The sequence below is a fragment of the Streptosporangium roseum DSM 43021 genome (assembly GCF_000024865.1).
GTDB lineage: Bacteria > Actinomycetota > Actinomycetes > Streptosporangiales > Streptosporangiaceae > Streptosporangium > Streptosporangium roseum.
In genome coordinates this window covers 1,085,668-1,099,811 of record NC_013595.1, presented here as the reverse complement: position 1 = coordinate 1,099,811, position 14,144 = coordinate 1,085,668, and the positions used below count along the sequence as shown (strand labels likewise).

The window sequence follows — 14,144 nt, the reverse complement described above, 5'->3', positions numbered from 1 at the left end:
ACAATTGGGTAACCCGCCACGCCGACTAGCCCGGCGGAGGGTTTCCGAGCAGCGTGGACAGCTCCGCCACCAGCCAGCGCGAGTCCTTTTTGACCATGACCAGCCGGGCCCGGTTCTGGCTGACCTGGCGCCGGGGCTCCTTCTCCCCGGCGAGGGTCTTCACGGTGCCCGTGTTCATGAAAAGCAGCACCTCGACCCGGCCGGGCTCCGCCGACTCCACCGCCGCCCCGGCCACCGTCACCTGCTGAACCGTGTGCTGCTGCCTGGCCAGCGGCACCAGGGTCGCGGCGAGCTGCCTGTAGTGCTCGGTGAGGGCGCCGGTGGTGTGTCCCCCGGCCCGTGCGAAATCTTGTTCGATCGTACGATAGTCGTACGACAGCATGTCGGAGGCGACCAAGCGCGCCGCCGTCAGCGCCTCCTGCCCGGCGGCCTCGTTGCCGCGCAGGCGGCTCAGGTCGGCGTACATGACCCAGACCGCGGCCGCGAGGGCGAACGCCACAGCGGTCAGCACCCCGATCACCAGCAGGGAGACGCGCGTCACAGGACCAGCTCCGCCTTCGACACGAGCCAGACGCCCTCGACCTTGGTCATCTCCATGTTCCACCGGTAGAAGCGCTCCTGGGGGGCGCTCTTGCTCCCCTCCCAGCGGATCACCGCGTCGCCCACCACCATCACCCGGGCCGCGTTCCCCTTCAGCGAGACGAGCCCGGAAGCCCGCAGCGCGCCCGTCTGGACGACCTTGTTCTTGACCGTGGTCTCCTTGAGCTTCACGAGATTGCCGGTGTACTCCGCCTTGGCCGGCCCGGTGGAGGTGTCGAGGATGCGTTTGACGTCCGCGTCGACGCTCTGGTGGCTGACCGAGAGCAGATCGACCGCGTGCGCTCCCGCCGCCCGGACCGCAGCCCTGCGGTCGTCGGCCGCCGCCTGGGCTTCGCGCAGATCACCGCCGATCCAGAAGGCGGCGCCCAGCAGTGCCGCGATCAGCACGCCCAACGCCGGCCCGGCGATCCTCAGCGGGCGGAGGGGCCGAGCAGTTCTCACCGCCATGCGTCGCCTCCCATCGCACGGTCTCCGGAACACCGGCCGGTGACCGCGTGGCGTGGGCCGTCCAGGCCGACAAGCCCCCGGTCGCCGGATCATAACCCGCCGCACGATCACCACAGGAGGCTTTCCAGAGCCGTTTCGGAGCCGTTTCGGCCCCGGCCGGGACTCTCCTGCCACCGGACGGCCCGGCGGCCGGGGTATGGCGGGCACAGGCGGAGCGGCGGGTACAGGGGACACCGGCCGGACGGGCACCCGCCGGGCGGACGCCGGCGAGGCGGGCGCCGGCGAGGCGGGCGCCGACGGGGAGAACGGCGGCGAGGAGAACGCCTAGAGAGAGGACGCCCGGAGGGGAGGACGCCCGGAGGGGAGGACGCCCGGAGGGGAGGACGCCTAGAGACCCGGCGGGGAGGACACCTAGTGCTGCGTTCCTGAATGCGGCCGTACATCCCTGCCCGCCGACCTGGGGAGATGATGGTCTCAGGGGTATTGTCATGCCGAAACTGCTGTACGCGCGTCCGCCGGCGGACGCCGAAGAAGAGCGGCAGATCCGCAAACTGGCCGGGGCCCGCCATGCCCCGGCCGACTGGATCACGCGGGCGCAGATGATCGCCTTCAGCTGGCAGGGGCAGCGCACCAGCGCCATCGCGGCCAGGCTGGGCTGTCACATGCAGACCGTGCGCGAGCGGATCGAGCGCTTCAACGCCGAAGGCCTGGCCGGGCTCGGCGATCGGCCCGGGGCGGGCCGTAAACCCCGGCTCACCGAGATCGAACGCGGGTGTGTCATCGCCCTGGCGCGCTCGGCCCCGCCCGGACGACCGGTTCGCGAAGGGGCTGGCGACCTGGTCGCCGACGACGAGAGCGGTCCCGCGCAGTGGACTCTGGACAGCCTGACCGCCGCCGCCCGCGCGCAGGGCATCGTCATCGCCCGCAGCCAGGTCCGCCGGATCCTACTCACAGAGAAGGTCCGCTGGCGGCACACCCGCTCCTGGAGCGAATCGACCGATCCGCAGTTCACCCCAAAAGGGCCGAAATCATCGGCCTCTACACCCACCCGCCGCCCGGCACCACGGTGATCTGCGCCGACGAGCTGGGACCGGTGACCCCGCGCACCTTCCCGCCCGCACCCGGCTGGTCGGTCGGCGGGCATCGGATCAAGGACCGGCTGGAGTATTCACGCGGCACCGACAAGACCTGGGTCTACGGCGCGCTGCGCATCCGCGACGGCACCGAGCTCACCTTCTGCGCGCCCTCGCGCAACAGCGACGGCTGGATCCAGCTGCTGATGCGGATCGCCACCGCCAACCGGCGTGGCCCGATCGTCGTCATCACCGACAATCTGTCCAGCCATTTCAGCTGGCGGGTCCGCCAATGGCTGGCCCGTCATCCGCGGATCCGCCAGGTGTTCATCCCGGTCAGGGCCTGCTGGCTGAACCTGGCCGAGGGCTGGTGGCGACTACTACGCCGGGCCGCGTTCGCCGGGCAGACCTTCGCCGACGCCACCGAGATCGCCTACGCGGTCGCCCTCGCCACCGCCCAACTCAACGCCCACGCCCAGCCCTGGATCTGGGGACGGCCATCCCCGCAGCCCCGAATCCTCCGGCATAAGTTCGTCTACCTGCTTTAAGGAACGAAGCACTAGGGAGAGGACACCCGGAGGGAGGGATCATCTGTGTGACAGAAGTCACCGCACGCCGTTGACGTGAGCCGCGACGAGCCGGGGGTACTCCTCCAGCCAGTTCCGGCCGCGCTCGTCCACGAACGAGTTGGGCGGCGGGATGACGCCGTTGGCGGCCAGCCAGGAGCCCGGCGGGCGCTGCGTGCGCCGGATCCGGCTCTCGCTGGGCATGAGCTGCGGCGGGATCGGCGGCAGGCCGCCCGGGTCGTGCCCCATCTGCGCCTCGGCCTCCAGCTCGGAGACGTCCTTCTCCTCGGACATGCCGATGGGGCCGTGCCTGCGGGCGTTGAGGAACTGCCGGACCACCGGCTCGTCGCTGGAGAGCAGCATCTCGCGCGGCCCGAACATGACCAGCTCGCGCCGGAACAGCAGGCCTATGTCGTCGGGCACCGTGCGCGCGGTGTTGATGTCGTGGGTGACGATGAGGAACGTCGCCTCGGTCTCCGCGTTGAGGTCGACGAAGAGCTGGTTCAGATAGGCCGTGCGGACCGGGTCCAGGCCGGAGTCGGGCTCGTCGACCAAGATGACCTCCGGATCGAGGACGAGCGCCCTGGCCAGGCCGGCCCGCTTGCGCATGCCCCCGGAGATCTCACCGGGAAGCTTCGCCTCCGCGCCGACCAGGCCGACGAGGTCGATCTTCTCCATGACGATGCGACGGATCTCGGTCTCGCTCTTCCTGGTGTGCTCGCGCAGCGGGAAGGCGATGTTGTCGTAGAGGTTGAGCGAGCCGAACAGGGCTCCGTCCTGGAACAGGACGCCGAACAGCCTCCGGAACTCGTAGAGCTTGTTCTCGCTGCAGTTGGCCAGGTCGTGGCCATCGATCCAGATGTGGCCGCGTTCGGGCCGCAGAAGGCCGACCAGGGTCTTCAGGAAGACGGATTTGCCGGTTCCCGAAGGGCCGAGCAACACCGAGATCTCCCCGGCGGGGAGCGTCAGCGTGACGTCCTCCCAGATGACCTGCCTGCCAAACGACTTGGTCAGGCCCTCGACCACGACTTCGACGCCCACGTGCCGCCCTCCAGAGACTACGGACCGTGACCGGTCGATAGCTTGACGGGGAATCACCCACGGATGACACAACCGTAGCGACGATCCCCCGAATTGGAAGAGGGTCCAATAAGTTCCGGTGATCGTTACGGCACGGTTACGGGGCACCGGGTCCGACCGCCGACATGCGGGCGGACGCCGGGAAAAGCCGCGATCGGCGTCACGACACCCCCGGCGGCCGCAAGGGCACCGGGGGTGGAGACACGGAAAGAGCGGGCCACCGGCACCTGGTGGACCCGCTCTTTCCGGTGAAGCTGAACTACTTGACGGTGACCGTCGCGCCGGCGGCCTCGAGGGCGGCCTTGGCCTTCTCAGCCTGCTCCTTGTTGACCTTGCCGTCGAAGACGGGCTTGGGGGCGCCGTCCACGAGGTCCTTGGCCTCCTTGAGGCCCAGGCTCGTCAGAGCGCGGATCTCCTTGATGACCTGGATCTTCTTGTCGCCGGCGGCCTCGAGGACGACGTCGAACTCGTCCTGCTCCTCAACCTCTTCGGCGGCGGCAGCGCCACCGGCACCCGGGGCGGCGGCAACGGCGACCGGAGCGGCGGCCTTGACGTCGAAGGTCTCCTCGAAGAGCTTCACGAAGTCGGACAGCTCAAGGAGGGTCATCTCCTTGAAAGCGTCGAGCAGCTCGTCGGTGCTGAGCTTCGCCATGGTGGTTCCTCCGTATGGATCTAACGATTAAGAATTGGGACCGCGGTATGTATGCGCTAATCCCCTGCGACCGCTTGCGCGGACCTACTCGCCGGCCTCGTCGCGCTTGGCGCGCAGAGCCTCGGCCAGCTGAGCCATGTTGGTGGGCAGCGCGTTGAAGACGGCGGCCGCGTGGCCCTGCTTCGCCTTCAGAGCGCCGGCCAGCTTCGCGAGGAGAACCTCACGCGACTCGAGGTCGGCAAGCTTGCTGATCTCGGCCGGGGTCATCGACTTGCCGTCGACGACACCACCCTTGATGACCAGGAGGGGATTGGCCTTGGCGAAGTCACGCAGACTCTTGGCAGCCTCGACCACGTCGCCGTTGACGAACGCGATCGCAGACGGACCCGCGAGCAGGTCGTCGAGCTGGCTGATCCCGGCCTCGTTGGCCGCGATCTTGGTCAGCGTGTTCTTCACCACGGCGAACTTCGCATTCTCACCGAGAGAAACGCGCAGCTGCTTGAGCTGAGCGACGGTGAGACCGCGGTACTCGGTCAGAACGGCAGCGCTAGAGCCGTCGAAGCTGCTCTTGAGCTCGGCTACAGCCGTTGCCTTTTCCGCCTTCGCCATGGGCCTCCTTCCAGATGTGCCGCCGGCAAAGGCCCATAAACGCGAACAAGCCCCGGCGCGGGCGCACGGGGCTCACATAAGGAGATCAATCCAAATGAAAACTCACATCACACCTGCGCGGGCCGTCCACTGATGTGGATCCTTGGGTCATCAAGCCATGAGGCCTGACGACGACCGGCGGTCTTCGGCGTTGGTATCTTACGCCCTATCGGGCCGCACGCCAAATCATGTGGAAAAGCCCGCGCCCCCGGCCGGATGGCCGGGGGCGCGGGCTTTGACGGACATCAGTTTCCGCGGTGGTTCTCCGGCAGGTCACCCACCTGGTCGGCGGGCGGGGCGGCGATCTGCACGGGCTCGTTGAAGCCCTTGAAGGACGCCGCCAGATTGAACGTGGCGTTCTGCTCGGAGCCGCTCAGCGTCACCTTGCGGGGCAGGCTCTCGGCGTCGGACCACAGGTCGAACTTGACGTTCTTGATCCGCGAGAGCTTCTCCTGGAGTTGCTCGCGCTTGGCCGGGTCGATCACCTGGGCGGCCTCGGCCACCGGGAAGGTGCCGCTGTAGTGGGTCGTCTCCACCCCGCCGACCGTCTCGGTACCGACCGCCTTGACGTCCTTCGACGTCGTCAGCAGCTTGACGGTCCCCGCGAGGTCGAACTGCTGGACCTGAGCCATGAAGTCCCTGACCTTGGCCTGCTCGTTGGTTTCGAGATCGCTGAGCGACACCTTGACCCACGGCTTGGTCGCGCCGGCGAACTTGTTGAGCAGCTCCGACTTCACGTACACGGTCTCGCCGGTCAGGATCGCCCGTGCCCCGCCCGGCACGTTCTGCCCGCCGAAGGTGATCGTGTCCAGCTTGATGTCGGTGGCCAGTTGGGGCTTGCTCTGGTAGAGCAGGCTGCCCTGCACCTTGCTCGCGCCCTTGTCTCCGCCTGTGGCGTCGAGCACCAGGTCCGCGGAGTAGGAGGTGACCTCTCCGGCCCTCTGCGCACTCTGCTGCACCGCCTCGGCGGCGGCCAGCTTGATGTTTCCGAGGGAACCGGTGCTCTGCGCACCGCATCCCGTGACCGCGACCAGAGCGGCCGCTCCCAATGCCAGTGCGGGAGCCAATCGGCGCATCCGTCCTCACCCCTTCGTGTCCCCCGATGAACTTGTCTACGACACTACGCGGCGGCGCGCCGGAGCGCGTCCTCCGGGAGAACGAAGAAAGGCCTCAACCGAATGGCCATTCGGTTGAGGCCTCCCTACGGAGACGTCTGGTATCAGGCGTCGAGTTCGGCGGTCATCGCCCGCGTCACGTTCGGGTCGACCGGGATGCCGGGGCCCATGGACGTGGAGAAGACGACCTTCTTGACGTAACGGCCCTTGGCCGCGGACGGCTTGAGACGCAGCACCTCGTCGAGGGCGGCGGCGTAGTTCTCGATGAGCTGACGCTCGCCGAACGACACCTTGCCGATGATGAAGTGCAGGTTCGCGTGCCGGTCGACACGGAACTCGATCTTGCCGCCCTTGATGTCGGTGACGGCCTTGCCGACGGCCGGGGTCACGGTGCCGGTCTTGGGGTTCGGCATCAGACCACGCGGACCGAGCACGCGGCCCAGGCGGCCGACCTTGCCCATGAGGTCCGGGGTGGCGACGACGGCGTCGAAGTCGAGGCGGCCCTTGGCGACCTCGTCGATCAGTTCGTCGGCACCGACGATGTCGGCACCCGCTGCGCGGGCCTCCTCGGCACGGTCGCCGGTCGCGAAGACCAGGACCCGGGCGGTCTTACCGGTGCCGTGCGGGAGGTTGACGGTGCCACGCACCATCTGGTCCGCCTTACGGGGGTCGACGCCGAGTCGCAGAGCGACCTCGACGGTCGCGTCGAACTTGGTGACCGAGGTCTCCTTTGCCAGCTTGGCCGCCTCGGCCGGGCTGTAGAGGTTCTCGTTGTCGACCTTCTCCGCTGCGCTGCGGAAAGCCTTGCTGCGCTTCACTTGATCACTCCTGTGGATCCGAGTGTTCGTGGTACGGGCCAGCGCCTGGCCCCTCCACTTACTTCGAAGTTGTGGTGACGGACCTCGCGGTCGCGTCCGCTGTCGGACCTTCGACGGTCACGCGGATCATGTCCGGCATCCGCGCCGCCGCCCTCGGGCCCTGCTCGCCGCTTTCCGACTAGTCGGCGATCGTGATGCCCATCGACCGGGCGGTGCCGGCGATGATCTTCTCGGCCGCCTCGATGTCGTTGGCGTTGAGGTCCTGCATCTTGGTCTCGGCGATCTGGCGCAGCTGCTCCTTGGTGAGCTTGCCGACCTTGTCCTTCTGCGGGACGGGCGAGCCCTTCGCCACACCGGCGGCCTTCTTGATCAGCTCGGGCGCCGGAGGCGTCTTCGTGACGAAGGTGAAGGTGCGGTCCTCGAAGATGGTGATCTCAACGGGGATGATGTTGCCGCGCTGGGCCTCGGTGGCAGCGTTGTACTGCTTCACGAAGTCCATGATGTTGACGCCGTGCGGACCGAGGGCGGTACCGACCGGCGGAGCGGGCGTGGCCTGGCCAGCGGGAAGCTGGACCTTGACCAGTGCCGCAATCTTCTTCTTAGGAGGCATGGTTCTCTCCGGGTCCTAATCGGGGTGATGCGGCTCCCACGCAGACACGGGGAGCATGTCGGCAGGCCGCGCTTCGCGAAGCACGGCCGCCGAACGTCTTAGTTTATGTGATCCGGTCAGATCTTCGAGACCTGGTTGAACGAGAGTTCAACGGGGGTCTCACGACCGAAGATCGACACCAGCACCTTGAGCTTCTGCGACTCGGCGCTGATCTCACTGACCGTGGCGGGCAGCGTGGCGAACGGGCCGTCCATGACCGTGACGGACTCGCCGATCTCGAAGTCGACGGTCGCGGCGGAGGCCTTGGCGGTCGACTTCTTGACCTCTTCGGACGGCTCCGGCGCGAGCAGCTTGGCGACCTCGTCGAGGCTCAGCGGGCTCGGCTTGTTCGACAGACCGACGAAGCCGGTGACGCCGGGCGTGTTACGCACCGCGGACCAGGACTCGTCGGTGAGGTCCATACGGACGAGCACGTAGCCGGGCAGCACCCGCTCCTTGACGAGCTGGCGCTTGCCGCTCTTCACCTCGGTCACGTGGTGGGTGGGCACCTCGACCTGGAAGATGTAGTCCTCCATGTTGAGGGACTGCGTGCGGGTCTCGATGTTCGACTTCACGCGGTTCTCGTAACCCGCGTAGGAGTGGATGACGTACCACTCGCCGAACTGGCTCCGCAGCTGGCGCTTGAACTCCTCGACCGGATCGACGTCGGGAAGGACGTCACCGTCCTCGTCGACCTCGCCGGCCGGGGCCTCGTCGGCCTCGTCGGTGTCGGCCGGGGCCTCGGCGGCCTCGTTTTCGGCGTCGACGTCAGACTCGTCGGACTCGACGAGCGAGTCCTCCGTAACGTCGACGACCTCTTCCGGCTCGCCCGCCCGCTCTTCGCGGGACTCGCCGGCCGACTGTGAAGACTCGGACACGGTGGCTCATTCTCTTTCCGTCGATGGGCTGATGGACTTACCGCGGGATGACACGCCGGATGCCGGCTCAGGCTCCGCCGAAGATCCGCAGCACACCCTCGGTGAACACCGCGTCGAGCCCAGACACGATCCCGACCATGATCAGAACAAAGACCAGGACGATGATGGTGTAGGAAATAAGGTCCTTGCGCGTAGGCCAGATGACCTTGCGCAGCTCAGCGACAACCTGCCGGTAGAAGAGGGCGGGAGAAGTTCGCTTCGCCTTCTTCTCACCGCTCGGCTTGTCTGCGGTTTCGCCGCGCGTGTCGATCGCCACAGTCCTCACCTGATCCGTCGTATCCAACGCATGTCTGCGGCGCGCTAGACGCCCTGATGCGCGGACCGCTCCTCGCAGGGCACGAGGGACTCGAACCCCCAACCGCCGGTTTTGGAGACCGGTGCGCTACCAATTGCGCTAGTGCCCTAAGACATGAACCACCATACATCGGTTGGACCGAAGTTTGTCCGTGGCTCACGGTCTTGACCGCCGATTCACGCATACGGCGGAAAGACCATGCCGGAGTCTACGTGGGAATGGTCCCTACGTCGAACCGGCAGAAGACGGCCCCGCGCAGACCCCTTTCATCGCGTCTTGCACGGCTTCCCCACGGCTCGTCCACATCCTGGATAAGCGGGGAAAACAGCCGTACAGGTCTGTAACCATGGAGGTATGACCCGTCCTCGCATCTCAGCGCGCATCTCCGCGATCTCCGAGTCCGCCACGCTCGCCGTGGACGCCAAGGCCAAGGCGATGAAGGCGGCGGGCCGCCCGGTCATCGGCTTCGGCGCCGGCGAGCCGGACTTCGCGACTCCCGACTACATCGTCGAAGCGGCCGTCGAGGCGTGCCGGAACCCCAGGTTCCACAAGTACACGCCGGCCGGCGGCCTCCCGGAGCTGAAGCAGGCCATCGCCGACAAGACGCTCCGCGACTCCGGCTACCAGGTCGACGCCGCCCAGGTCCTGGTCACCAACGGCGGCAAGCAGGCCGTCTACGAGGCGTTCGCCACGCTGCTGGACCCGGGTGACGAGGTTCTGGTCATCGCCCCCTACTGGACGACCTACCCCGAGGCCATCAAGCTGGCCGGCGGCGTCCAGGTCGATGTCGTGACCGACGAGACCACCGGCTACCTCGCGAGTGTGGAGCAGCTCGAAGCCGCCCGCACCGAGCGCACGAAGGTCCTGCTGTTCGTCTCCCCGTCCAACCCGACCGGCGCGGTCTACACCCCCGAGCAGGTCGAGGCGATCGGCCGCTGGGCCGCCGGGCACGACCTGTGGGTCGTCACCGACGAGATCTACGAGCACCTCACCTACGGCGACGCGACCTTCGCCAGCATCGCCACCGTCGTCCCCGAGCTGGGCGACAAGGTCGTCGTCCTCAACGGCGTCGCCAAGACCTACGCGATGACCGGCTGGCGGGTGGGCTGGCTGATCGGCCCCAAGGACGTCGTCAAGGCCGCGACCAACCTGCAGTCGCACGCCACCTCCAACGTCTCCAACGTCTCCCAGGCCGCCGCCCTGGCCGCCGTCACCGGCGACCTGGCGGCCGTGGCGATGATGCGCGAGGCCTTCGACCGCCGGCGCCAGACCATGGTCCGCATGCTGAACGAGATCCCGGGCGTGCTCTGCCCCGAGCCGAAGGGCGCGTTCTACGCCTACCCGTCGGTCAAGGAGCTGCTGGGCAAGGACTTCGGCGGCAAGCGCCCGCAGACGTCCGCCGAGCTGGCCGAGATCATCCTTGAGGAGGCCGAGGTCGCCCTCGTCCCCGGCGAGGCCTTCGGCACCCCGGGCTACTTCCGCCTGTCCTACGCACTGGGCGACGAGGACCTCGTCGAGGGCGTCAGCCGGGTGGCCAAGTTCCTGGGCGACGCCCGCTAGCTCCGCACGCACGTCGACGGCAGAAGGCCCGGAGCCCCGCGCTCCGGGCCTTTGCCGTGCGGGGGGGCGGGAAGAAGGCCCCCGACTTCCGTGCGGGGGGGCGGGAAGAAGGCCCCGGCATCCGTGCGGGGAGCGGAAAGAAGGCCCCGGCATCCGTGCGGGGGACGGGAAGAAGGCCTCGGCCTCCGTGCGGGCCGGACGTCCGTACGGAATCCGGACGAGGACCCGGAAGAGGACCCGGTTCCGCGTGAGGGTCAGGGGAAGGTCCCCCGGAGCGCGTGCTCCACGGCGGCCTCCAGGCCGGTCGACGCTCCCAGCCCGGTCAGCCGCTCGAACTCCGCCCTGCCCATGCGCCCGCGCAGCCTCAGTTTGGCGGTGCGCAGCAGGCTCGTGAGCATGGGCGAGCGGCTGGGCGGCACCTCCGCGCGCGTCCAGGCGGCGTAGGAGGCGCCGAGCAGGAGGGCGGCGAGCGCGTCGTCCACGCCGGCCTCGGCGATCACGGCGGACACCTCCAGCGCCTCCAGCATGGAGAAGGTGTCGCCGAACAGCCGGGCGCCGCGCAGGGAGTCGTGGGTGGCCACGACGGCCTCGGCGCTGTTGCCGAGAAGGTGCTCGGCCAGGGCCAGCAGGAGGTCCAGGCGGATGAGGGTCCACTGGTCGCCGCAGGAGTCGCACAGCTCGCGGCCCTCCTGCAGGACGGACACGGCCTGCCCGTGGTTGCCCGCGAGGATCATGGCGGTGGCCACGACCGTGTAGGTGGGCAGGAATCCGGGGAAGACGTTGCCGGTCGAGCGGTGCCGCACCCGGGCGTTCCTGATCAGCCGCAGGGCCTCGCCCACGTCGCCCCGGAGGACCGCCAGGTGGGCCTGGAACTGGCTGACGTAGGCCGTGGCGTATCCATGGGAGTCTTCGGCGACGCACTCGGCGAGGGCGCGCTCCGCGCGTACGAGGTCGCCGCGCTGGATCGACACCCAGGCGTGCACCCACAGTGCCTTGATCCGCTCGGGGCTGGGGGTGGGGTCGAGGTCCAGGCCCTGCTGGAGAAAGTTGTTGCCGGGGGCGTGCATGCCGCAGCAGGCCCACAGGAACCACAGGTTGCCGACCAGGTCGAGGCCTTTGCGGCGTTCGTCGGGCCGGGAGTAGCAGTATTCGATGGCCTGGCGCACGTTGGCGCACTCCAGGACCAGCCTGCGGTACCACTCCAGCTGCTGGCACTGCCAGCCCATCTCGGCGCGGGCCGACAGGGCGAGGAAGTGGTCGCGGTGCCGCAGCCGCATCTCGTCGGTCTCCCCGAGGAGGTCCAGCCAGCCGGCGCCGAACGCGCGGACGGTGCCCGGCATGCGGTAGCGGACGCCGCACTCCCCTTCCTCCCTGGTGAGGACGGACTTGTCCAGCAGGCCGAGCAGGGTGTCGAGGACCTCGTCGGCGCCGAGGCCGTCGGCGGCGCAGACGTCCTTGGCGGCTTCGAGGTCGAACGTGCCGTCGAAGATCGACGCCCTGGCCCACAGGAGGCGTTCCTGCGGGCCGCACAGCTCGTGGCTCCAGCCGTAGGCGGCCCGCATGGAGCTGTGCCGGCGGGTGTCGGCGGCGGCGGCGAACACGTCGGTGGTGGCCGGATCGGGGCCGGCGGCGGCGAGCTCGATCGCCAGGGGCAGGTTGTCGAGCCGTCCGCAGAGCTCGGCCGGCTCCACGCCGTCGAGCCTTCTGTCGGCGAGAATGGTGAGCAGCTCGACGGCGTCGTCCGGGCGCAGGCCGTCGACCTGGTAGAGGTGCTCGCCGGGCAGCCCCAGCCGCTGCCTGCTGGTGACCAGGATCCGCAGCTCCTCGACGGACCGCAGCAGCAGGCCGGCCAGGATGCCCGCCGTACCGACGACGCGGTCGCAGGTGTCGAGGACGATCAGGCTGCGGCGCGGGACGAGGTCGTTGACCAGGGCCTCCAGCACGGGCACGCCCGGCCGCCGGTCGACGCCGATCACGTCGGCGAGCATCCCGGCCAGGGAGGTGAGGTCTCCGGGAGCGTCGGACAGGTCGACGACGTGGACGCCCCCGGGGAACTCGGATTCGAGGGTCCGGGCCAGGCGGAGCGCGAGGCAGGTCTTCCCCACCCCCGCGGTGCCGGTCAGCGTGACATGCCTGGCTTTTGACAGCAGGGCGGAAACCTCGTCCAGCTCTGTCTGTCTGCCGACGAAGACGTCCGCTCTCATTGCAGCCCCAGATCCGTACTGACTACACGTGCTCCTACGGTCGCACGGCGGAACGGTCGGCTGAAACCCCGTTGGCCACATTTCCTCGGGTCACGACTTGAGTCAGAGACGTGTGCCGTGGTAGGAGCACATTCGTTCTTCAAATGACTTAAGACGCCATAAGCCGACGAATCAGCAAACAGACGTCATCGGCCCCAGGGGCGACATGCCGGTACGGCTCGCACGAGATCGCGCGAGCCGCACCGGGCCGGCCGGAGCGGGCCGCGAGCCGTGGCGGGGCTCTGCTCCGTCGTCGGCGAGGACCCCTTTCGACCTCCCGACGCACGAGCGCGTCGTCAGGTTGAGAGCAATCGTGGCCGGGGAGTGCCGGCCGTACGGCACCATATGGAAATGCCACGTCCCCTCAGCGAACTGCCCAAGGCCCACCTGCATCTGCACTTCACCGGCTCGATGCGGCACTCCACCCTGATCGAGCTCGCCCAGGAGCAGGGCCTGCACCTGCCGGACGCGCTGAAGGAGGACTGGCCGCCCAAACTCCGGGCGACGGACGAGCGGGGCTGGTTCCGGTTCCAGCGGCTGTACGACATCGCGCGGACGGTCCTGCAGCGGGAGTCCGACGTCTACCGGCTGGTGCGCGAGGCCGCCGAGGACGAGGCCGCAGAGGGGTCGCGGTGGCTGGAGATCCAGGTGGACCCGTCCGGGTACGCCCACCGGTTCGGCGGGCTCACCCCGACCCTGGAGCTGATGCTCGACGCCGCGCACAAGGCGGCCGGCTACGCGGGGATAGGGGTCGCGGTCGTGGTGGCCGCCAACCGGACCCGGCATCCGCTGGACGCCAAGACGCTGGCCCGCCTCGCCACGCAGTACATGGACCAGGGCGTGGTCGGGTTCGGGCTCTCCAACGACGAGCGCCGCGGCCGGGCCCGTGACTTCGACGGGGCGTTCCGGCTCGCCAAGCGGGCCGGGCTGCTGGCCGTACCGCACGGCGGGGAGCTGCTGGGCGCCGGCAGCGTGGCCGAGTGCGTGGACGTGCTGGGCGCCGACCGGGTGGGGCACGGCGTGCGCGCGGCCGAGTCGCCGAGGCTGATGGAGCTCCTCGCCGACCGGCGGATCACGTGTGAGATCTGCCCCACCTCCAACATCGGGCTCGGGGTGGTCGAGCAGGCCGAGGACGTGCCACTGCGGCGGCTGTTCGACGCCGGGGTGCCGATCGCGCTGGGCGCCGACGACCCGTTGCTGTTCGGCGCCCGGTTGCTGCCGCAGTACGAGCTGGCCAGGCAGGTGTACGGCTTCGGCGACGCGGAGCTGGCCGAGCTGGCCCGGCAGTCGGTCCGGGCGTCGGCGGCCCCGGAGTCGGTGCGCGAGAACCTGCTCAAGGAGATCGACGGCTGGCTGGCCTCGGAGGGGCCGGAGGTCCCGGAGGGGGCAGCGGGCTGAGCGGGCTCGGAGAGGTCAGCGGACGGGCGGACCGGGCGGGTTGAGCGGACCGGGCGCGCTCA

At 68.8% G+C, this 14,144-nt stretch carries 16 protein-coding genes and 1 tRNA gene; 5 read left to right on the top strand and 12 right to left on the bottom strand.

Features of this window, described 5'->3' with window-relative positions:
* Nucleotides 1-25 precede the first annotated feature (25 nt).
* Both SROS_RS05150 and SROS_RS05145 read right to left on the bottom strand, forming a co-directional pair.
* Entirely contained in the window at nucleotides 26-541 is a 516-nt protein-coding gene (locus SROS_RS05150) for a hypothetical protein (protein ID WP_012887823.1), read from the bottom strand.
* Nucleotides 538-1,047, bottom strand: coding sequence for a hypothetical protein (locus SROS_RS05145; RefSeq protein WP_043651381.1), 510 nt, complete (start codon nucleotides 1,045-1,047; stop codon nucleotides 538-540). The genes SROS_RS05150 and SROS_RS05145 overlap by 4 nt, the downstream gene beginning before the upstream one ends.
* A gap of 196 nt (nucleotides 1,048-1,243) precedes the next feature.
* Between SROS_RS05145 and SROS_RS53745 the strand changes: the two genes are divergently transcribed.
* The 3 genes from SROS_RS53745 (at nucleotide 1,244) to SROS_RS05135 (ending at nucleotide 2,668) form a co-directional block, all read left to right on the top strand.
* Nucleotides 1,244-1,375, top strand: a complete 132-nt coding sequence (locus SROS_RS53745; RefSeq protein ID WP_012887821.1) for a hypothetical protein — start codon at nucleotides 1,244-1,246, stop codon at nucleotides 1,373-1,375.
* Nucleotides 1,376-1,535: 160 nt separating this feature from the next.
* The gene (locus SROS_RS05140; RefSeq protein ID WP_012887023.1) at nucleotides 1,536-2,117 is read left to right on the top strand and encodes a helix-turn-helix domain-containing protein; all 582 of its coding nucleotides are present in this window, start codon (nucleotides 1,536-1,538) and stop codon (nucleotides 2,115-2,117) included.
* Nucleotides 2,114-2,668 (top strand): transposase, encoded by a 555-nt coding sequence (locus tag SROS_RS05135; RefSeq protein WP_081453037.1) that lies wholly within the window; start codon nucleotides 2,114-2,116, stop codon nucleotides 2,666-2,668. Before SROS_RS05140 ends, SROS_RS05135 begins: the two co-directional genes overlap by 4 nt.
* A gap of 57 nt (nucleotides 2,669-2,725) precedes the next feature.
* Here SROS_RS05135 and SROS_RS05130 read toward each other — a convergent pair whose 3' ends face one another.
* The 9 genes from SROS_RS05130 to SROS_RS05090 form a co-directional block, all read right to left on the bottom strand.
* A complete protein-coding gene (locus SROS_RS05130) occupies nucleotides 2,726-3,727 on the bottom strand; it encodes an ABC transporter ATP-binding protein (RefSeq protein ID WP_012887820.1) in 1,002 nt (333 codons plus the stop codon).
* A 298-nt stretch (nucleotides 3,728-4,025) separates the two neighbouring features.
* Nucleotides 4,026-4,418, bottom strand: a complete 393-nt coding sequence (gene rplL, locus SROS_RS05125) for a 50S ribosomal protein L7/L12 (protein ID WP_012887819.1) — start codon at nucleotides 4,416-4,418, stop codon at nucleotides 4,026-4,028.
* 84 nt (nucleotides 4,419-4,502) lie between these two features.
* Nucleotides 4,503-5,027, bottom strand: a complete 525-nt coding sequence (gene rplJ, locus SROS_RS05120) for a 50S ribosomal protein L10 (protein WP_012887818.1) — start codon at nucleotides 5,025-5,027, stop codon at nucleotides 4,503-4,505.
* A gap of 284 nt (nucleotides 5,028-5,311) precedes the next feature.
* Nucleotides 5,312-6,142, bottom strand: a complete 831-nt coding sequence (locus SROS_RS05115) for an SCO4651 family lipoprotein (protein WP_012887817.1) — start codon at nucleotides 6,140-6,142, stop codon at nucleotides 5,312-5,314.
* Nucleotides 6,143-6,285: 143 nt separating this feature from the next.
* Nucleotides 6,286-6,999: a 50S ribosomal protein L1 gene (gene rplA, locus SROS_RS05110; protein ID WP_012887816.1), complete on the bottom strand. Its 714-nt coding sequence runs from the start codon at nucleotides 6,997-6,999 to the stop codon at nucleotides 6,286-6,288.
* A gap of 178 nt (nucleotides 7,000-7,177) precedes the next feature.
* Nucleotides 7,178-7,609 (bottom strand): 50S ribosomal protein L11, encoded by a 432-nt coding sequence (gene rplK / locus SROS_RS05105; protein ID WP_012887815.1) that lies wholly within the window; start codon nucleotides 7,607-7,609, stop codon nucleotides 7,178-7,180.
* Between the two features lie 116 nt (nucleotides 7,610-7,725).
* Nucleotides 7,726-8,526 carry a transcription termination/antitermination protein NusG gene (gene nusG / locus SROS_RS05100; RefSeq protein ID WP_012887814.1) on the bottom strand — a complete coding sequence of 267 codons (801 nt, stop codon included), beginning with the start codon at nucleotides 8,524-8,526 and terminating at the stop codon, nucleotides 7,726-7,728.
* A 67-nt stretch (nucleotides 8,527-8,593) separates the two neighbouring features.
* Nucleotides 8,594-8,842, bottom strand: coding sequence for a preprotein translocase subunit SecE (gene secE / locus SROS_RS05095; RefSeq protein ID WP_012887813.1), 249 nt, complete (start codon nucleotides 8,840-8,842; stop codon nucleotides 8,594-8,596).
* A 75-nt stretch (nucleotides 8,843-8,917) separates the two neighbouring features.
* A tRNA-Trp gene (locus SROS_RS05090) sits at nucleotides 8,918-8,990 on the bottom strand.
* 245 nt (nucleotides 8,991-9,235) lie between these two features.
* Here SROS_RS05090 and SROS_RS05085 point away from each other — a divergent pair.
* Nucleotides 9,236-10,441 carry a pyridoxal phosphate-dependent aminotransferase gene (locus SROS_RS05085; RefSeq protein WP_012887812.1) on the top strand — a complete coding sequence of 402 codons (1,206 nt, stop codon included), beginning with the start codon at nucleotides 9,236-9,238 and terminating at the stop codon, nucleotides 10,439-10,441.
* Between the two features lie 254 nt (nucleotides 10,442-10,695).
* Here the strand turns inward: SROS_RS05085 and SROS_RS05080 are convergent, their stop codons facing one another.
* Nucleotides 10,696-12,645 carry an ATP-binding protein gene (locus tag SROS_RS05080; protein ID WP_012887811.1) on the bottom strand — a complete coding sequence of 650 codons (1,950 nt, stop codon included), beginning with the start codon at nucleotides 12,643-12,645 and terminating at the stop codon, nucleotides 10,696-10,698.
* A gap of 390 nt (nucleotides 12,646-13,035) precedes the next feature.
* Between SROS_RS05080 and SROS_RS05075 the strand changes: the two genes are divergently transcribed.
* Nucleotides 13,036-14,082: an adenosine deaminase gene (locus tag SROS_RS05075; protein ID WP_043651378.1), complete on the top strand. Its 1,047-nt coding sequence runs from the start codon at nucleotides 13,036-13,038 to the stop codon at nucleotides 14,080-14,082.
* The last annotated feature ends 62 nt before the right edge of the window (nucleotides 14,083-14,144 follow it).

Bases quoted from the DNA above. Each gene is read 5' to 3' on its own strand.
- SROS_RS05080 (WP_012887811.1), bottom strand. From the start codon at position 12,645: ATGAGAGCGGACGTCTTCGTCGGCAGACAGACAGAGCTGGACGAGGTT.
- SROS_RS05145 (WP_043651381.1), bottom strand. From the start codon at position 1,047: ATGGCGGTGAGAACTGCTCGGCCCCTCCGCCCGCTGAGGATCGCCGGG.
- rplK (WP_012887815.1), bottom strand. From the start codon at position 7,609: ATGCCTCCTAAGAAGAAGATTGCGGCACTGGTCAAGGTCCAGCTTCCC.
- SROS_RS05075 (WP_043651378.1), top strand. From the start codon at position 13,036: ATGCCACGTCCCCTCAGCGAACTGCCCAAGGCCCACCTGCATCTGCAC.
- rplJ (WP_012887818.1), bottom strand. From the start codon at position 5,027: ATGGCGAAGGCGGAAAAGGCAACGGCTGTAGCCGAGCTCAAGAGCAGC.
- SROS_RS05140 (WP_012887023.1), top strand. From the start codon at position 1,536: ATGCCGAAACTGCTGTACGCGCGTCCGCCGGCGGACGCCGAAGAAGAG.
- SROS_RS53745 (WP_012887821.1), top strand. From the start codon at position 1,244: ATGGCGGGCACAGGCGGAGCGGCGGGTACAGGGGACACCGGCCGGACG.
- SROS_RS05115 (WP_012887817.1), bottom strand. From the start codon at position 6,142: ATGCGCCGATTGGCTCCCGCACTGGCATTGGGAGCGGCCGCTCTGGTC.
- SROS_RS05085 (WP_012887812.1), top strand. From the start codon at position 9,236: ATGACCCGTCCTCGCATCTCAGCGCGCATCTCCGCGATCTCCGAGTCC.
- rplL (WP_012887819.1), bottom strand. From the start codon at position 4,418: ATGGCGAAGCTCAGCACCGACGAGCTGCTCGACGCTTTCAAGGAGATG.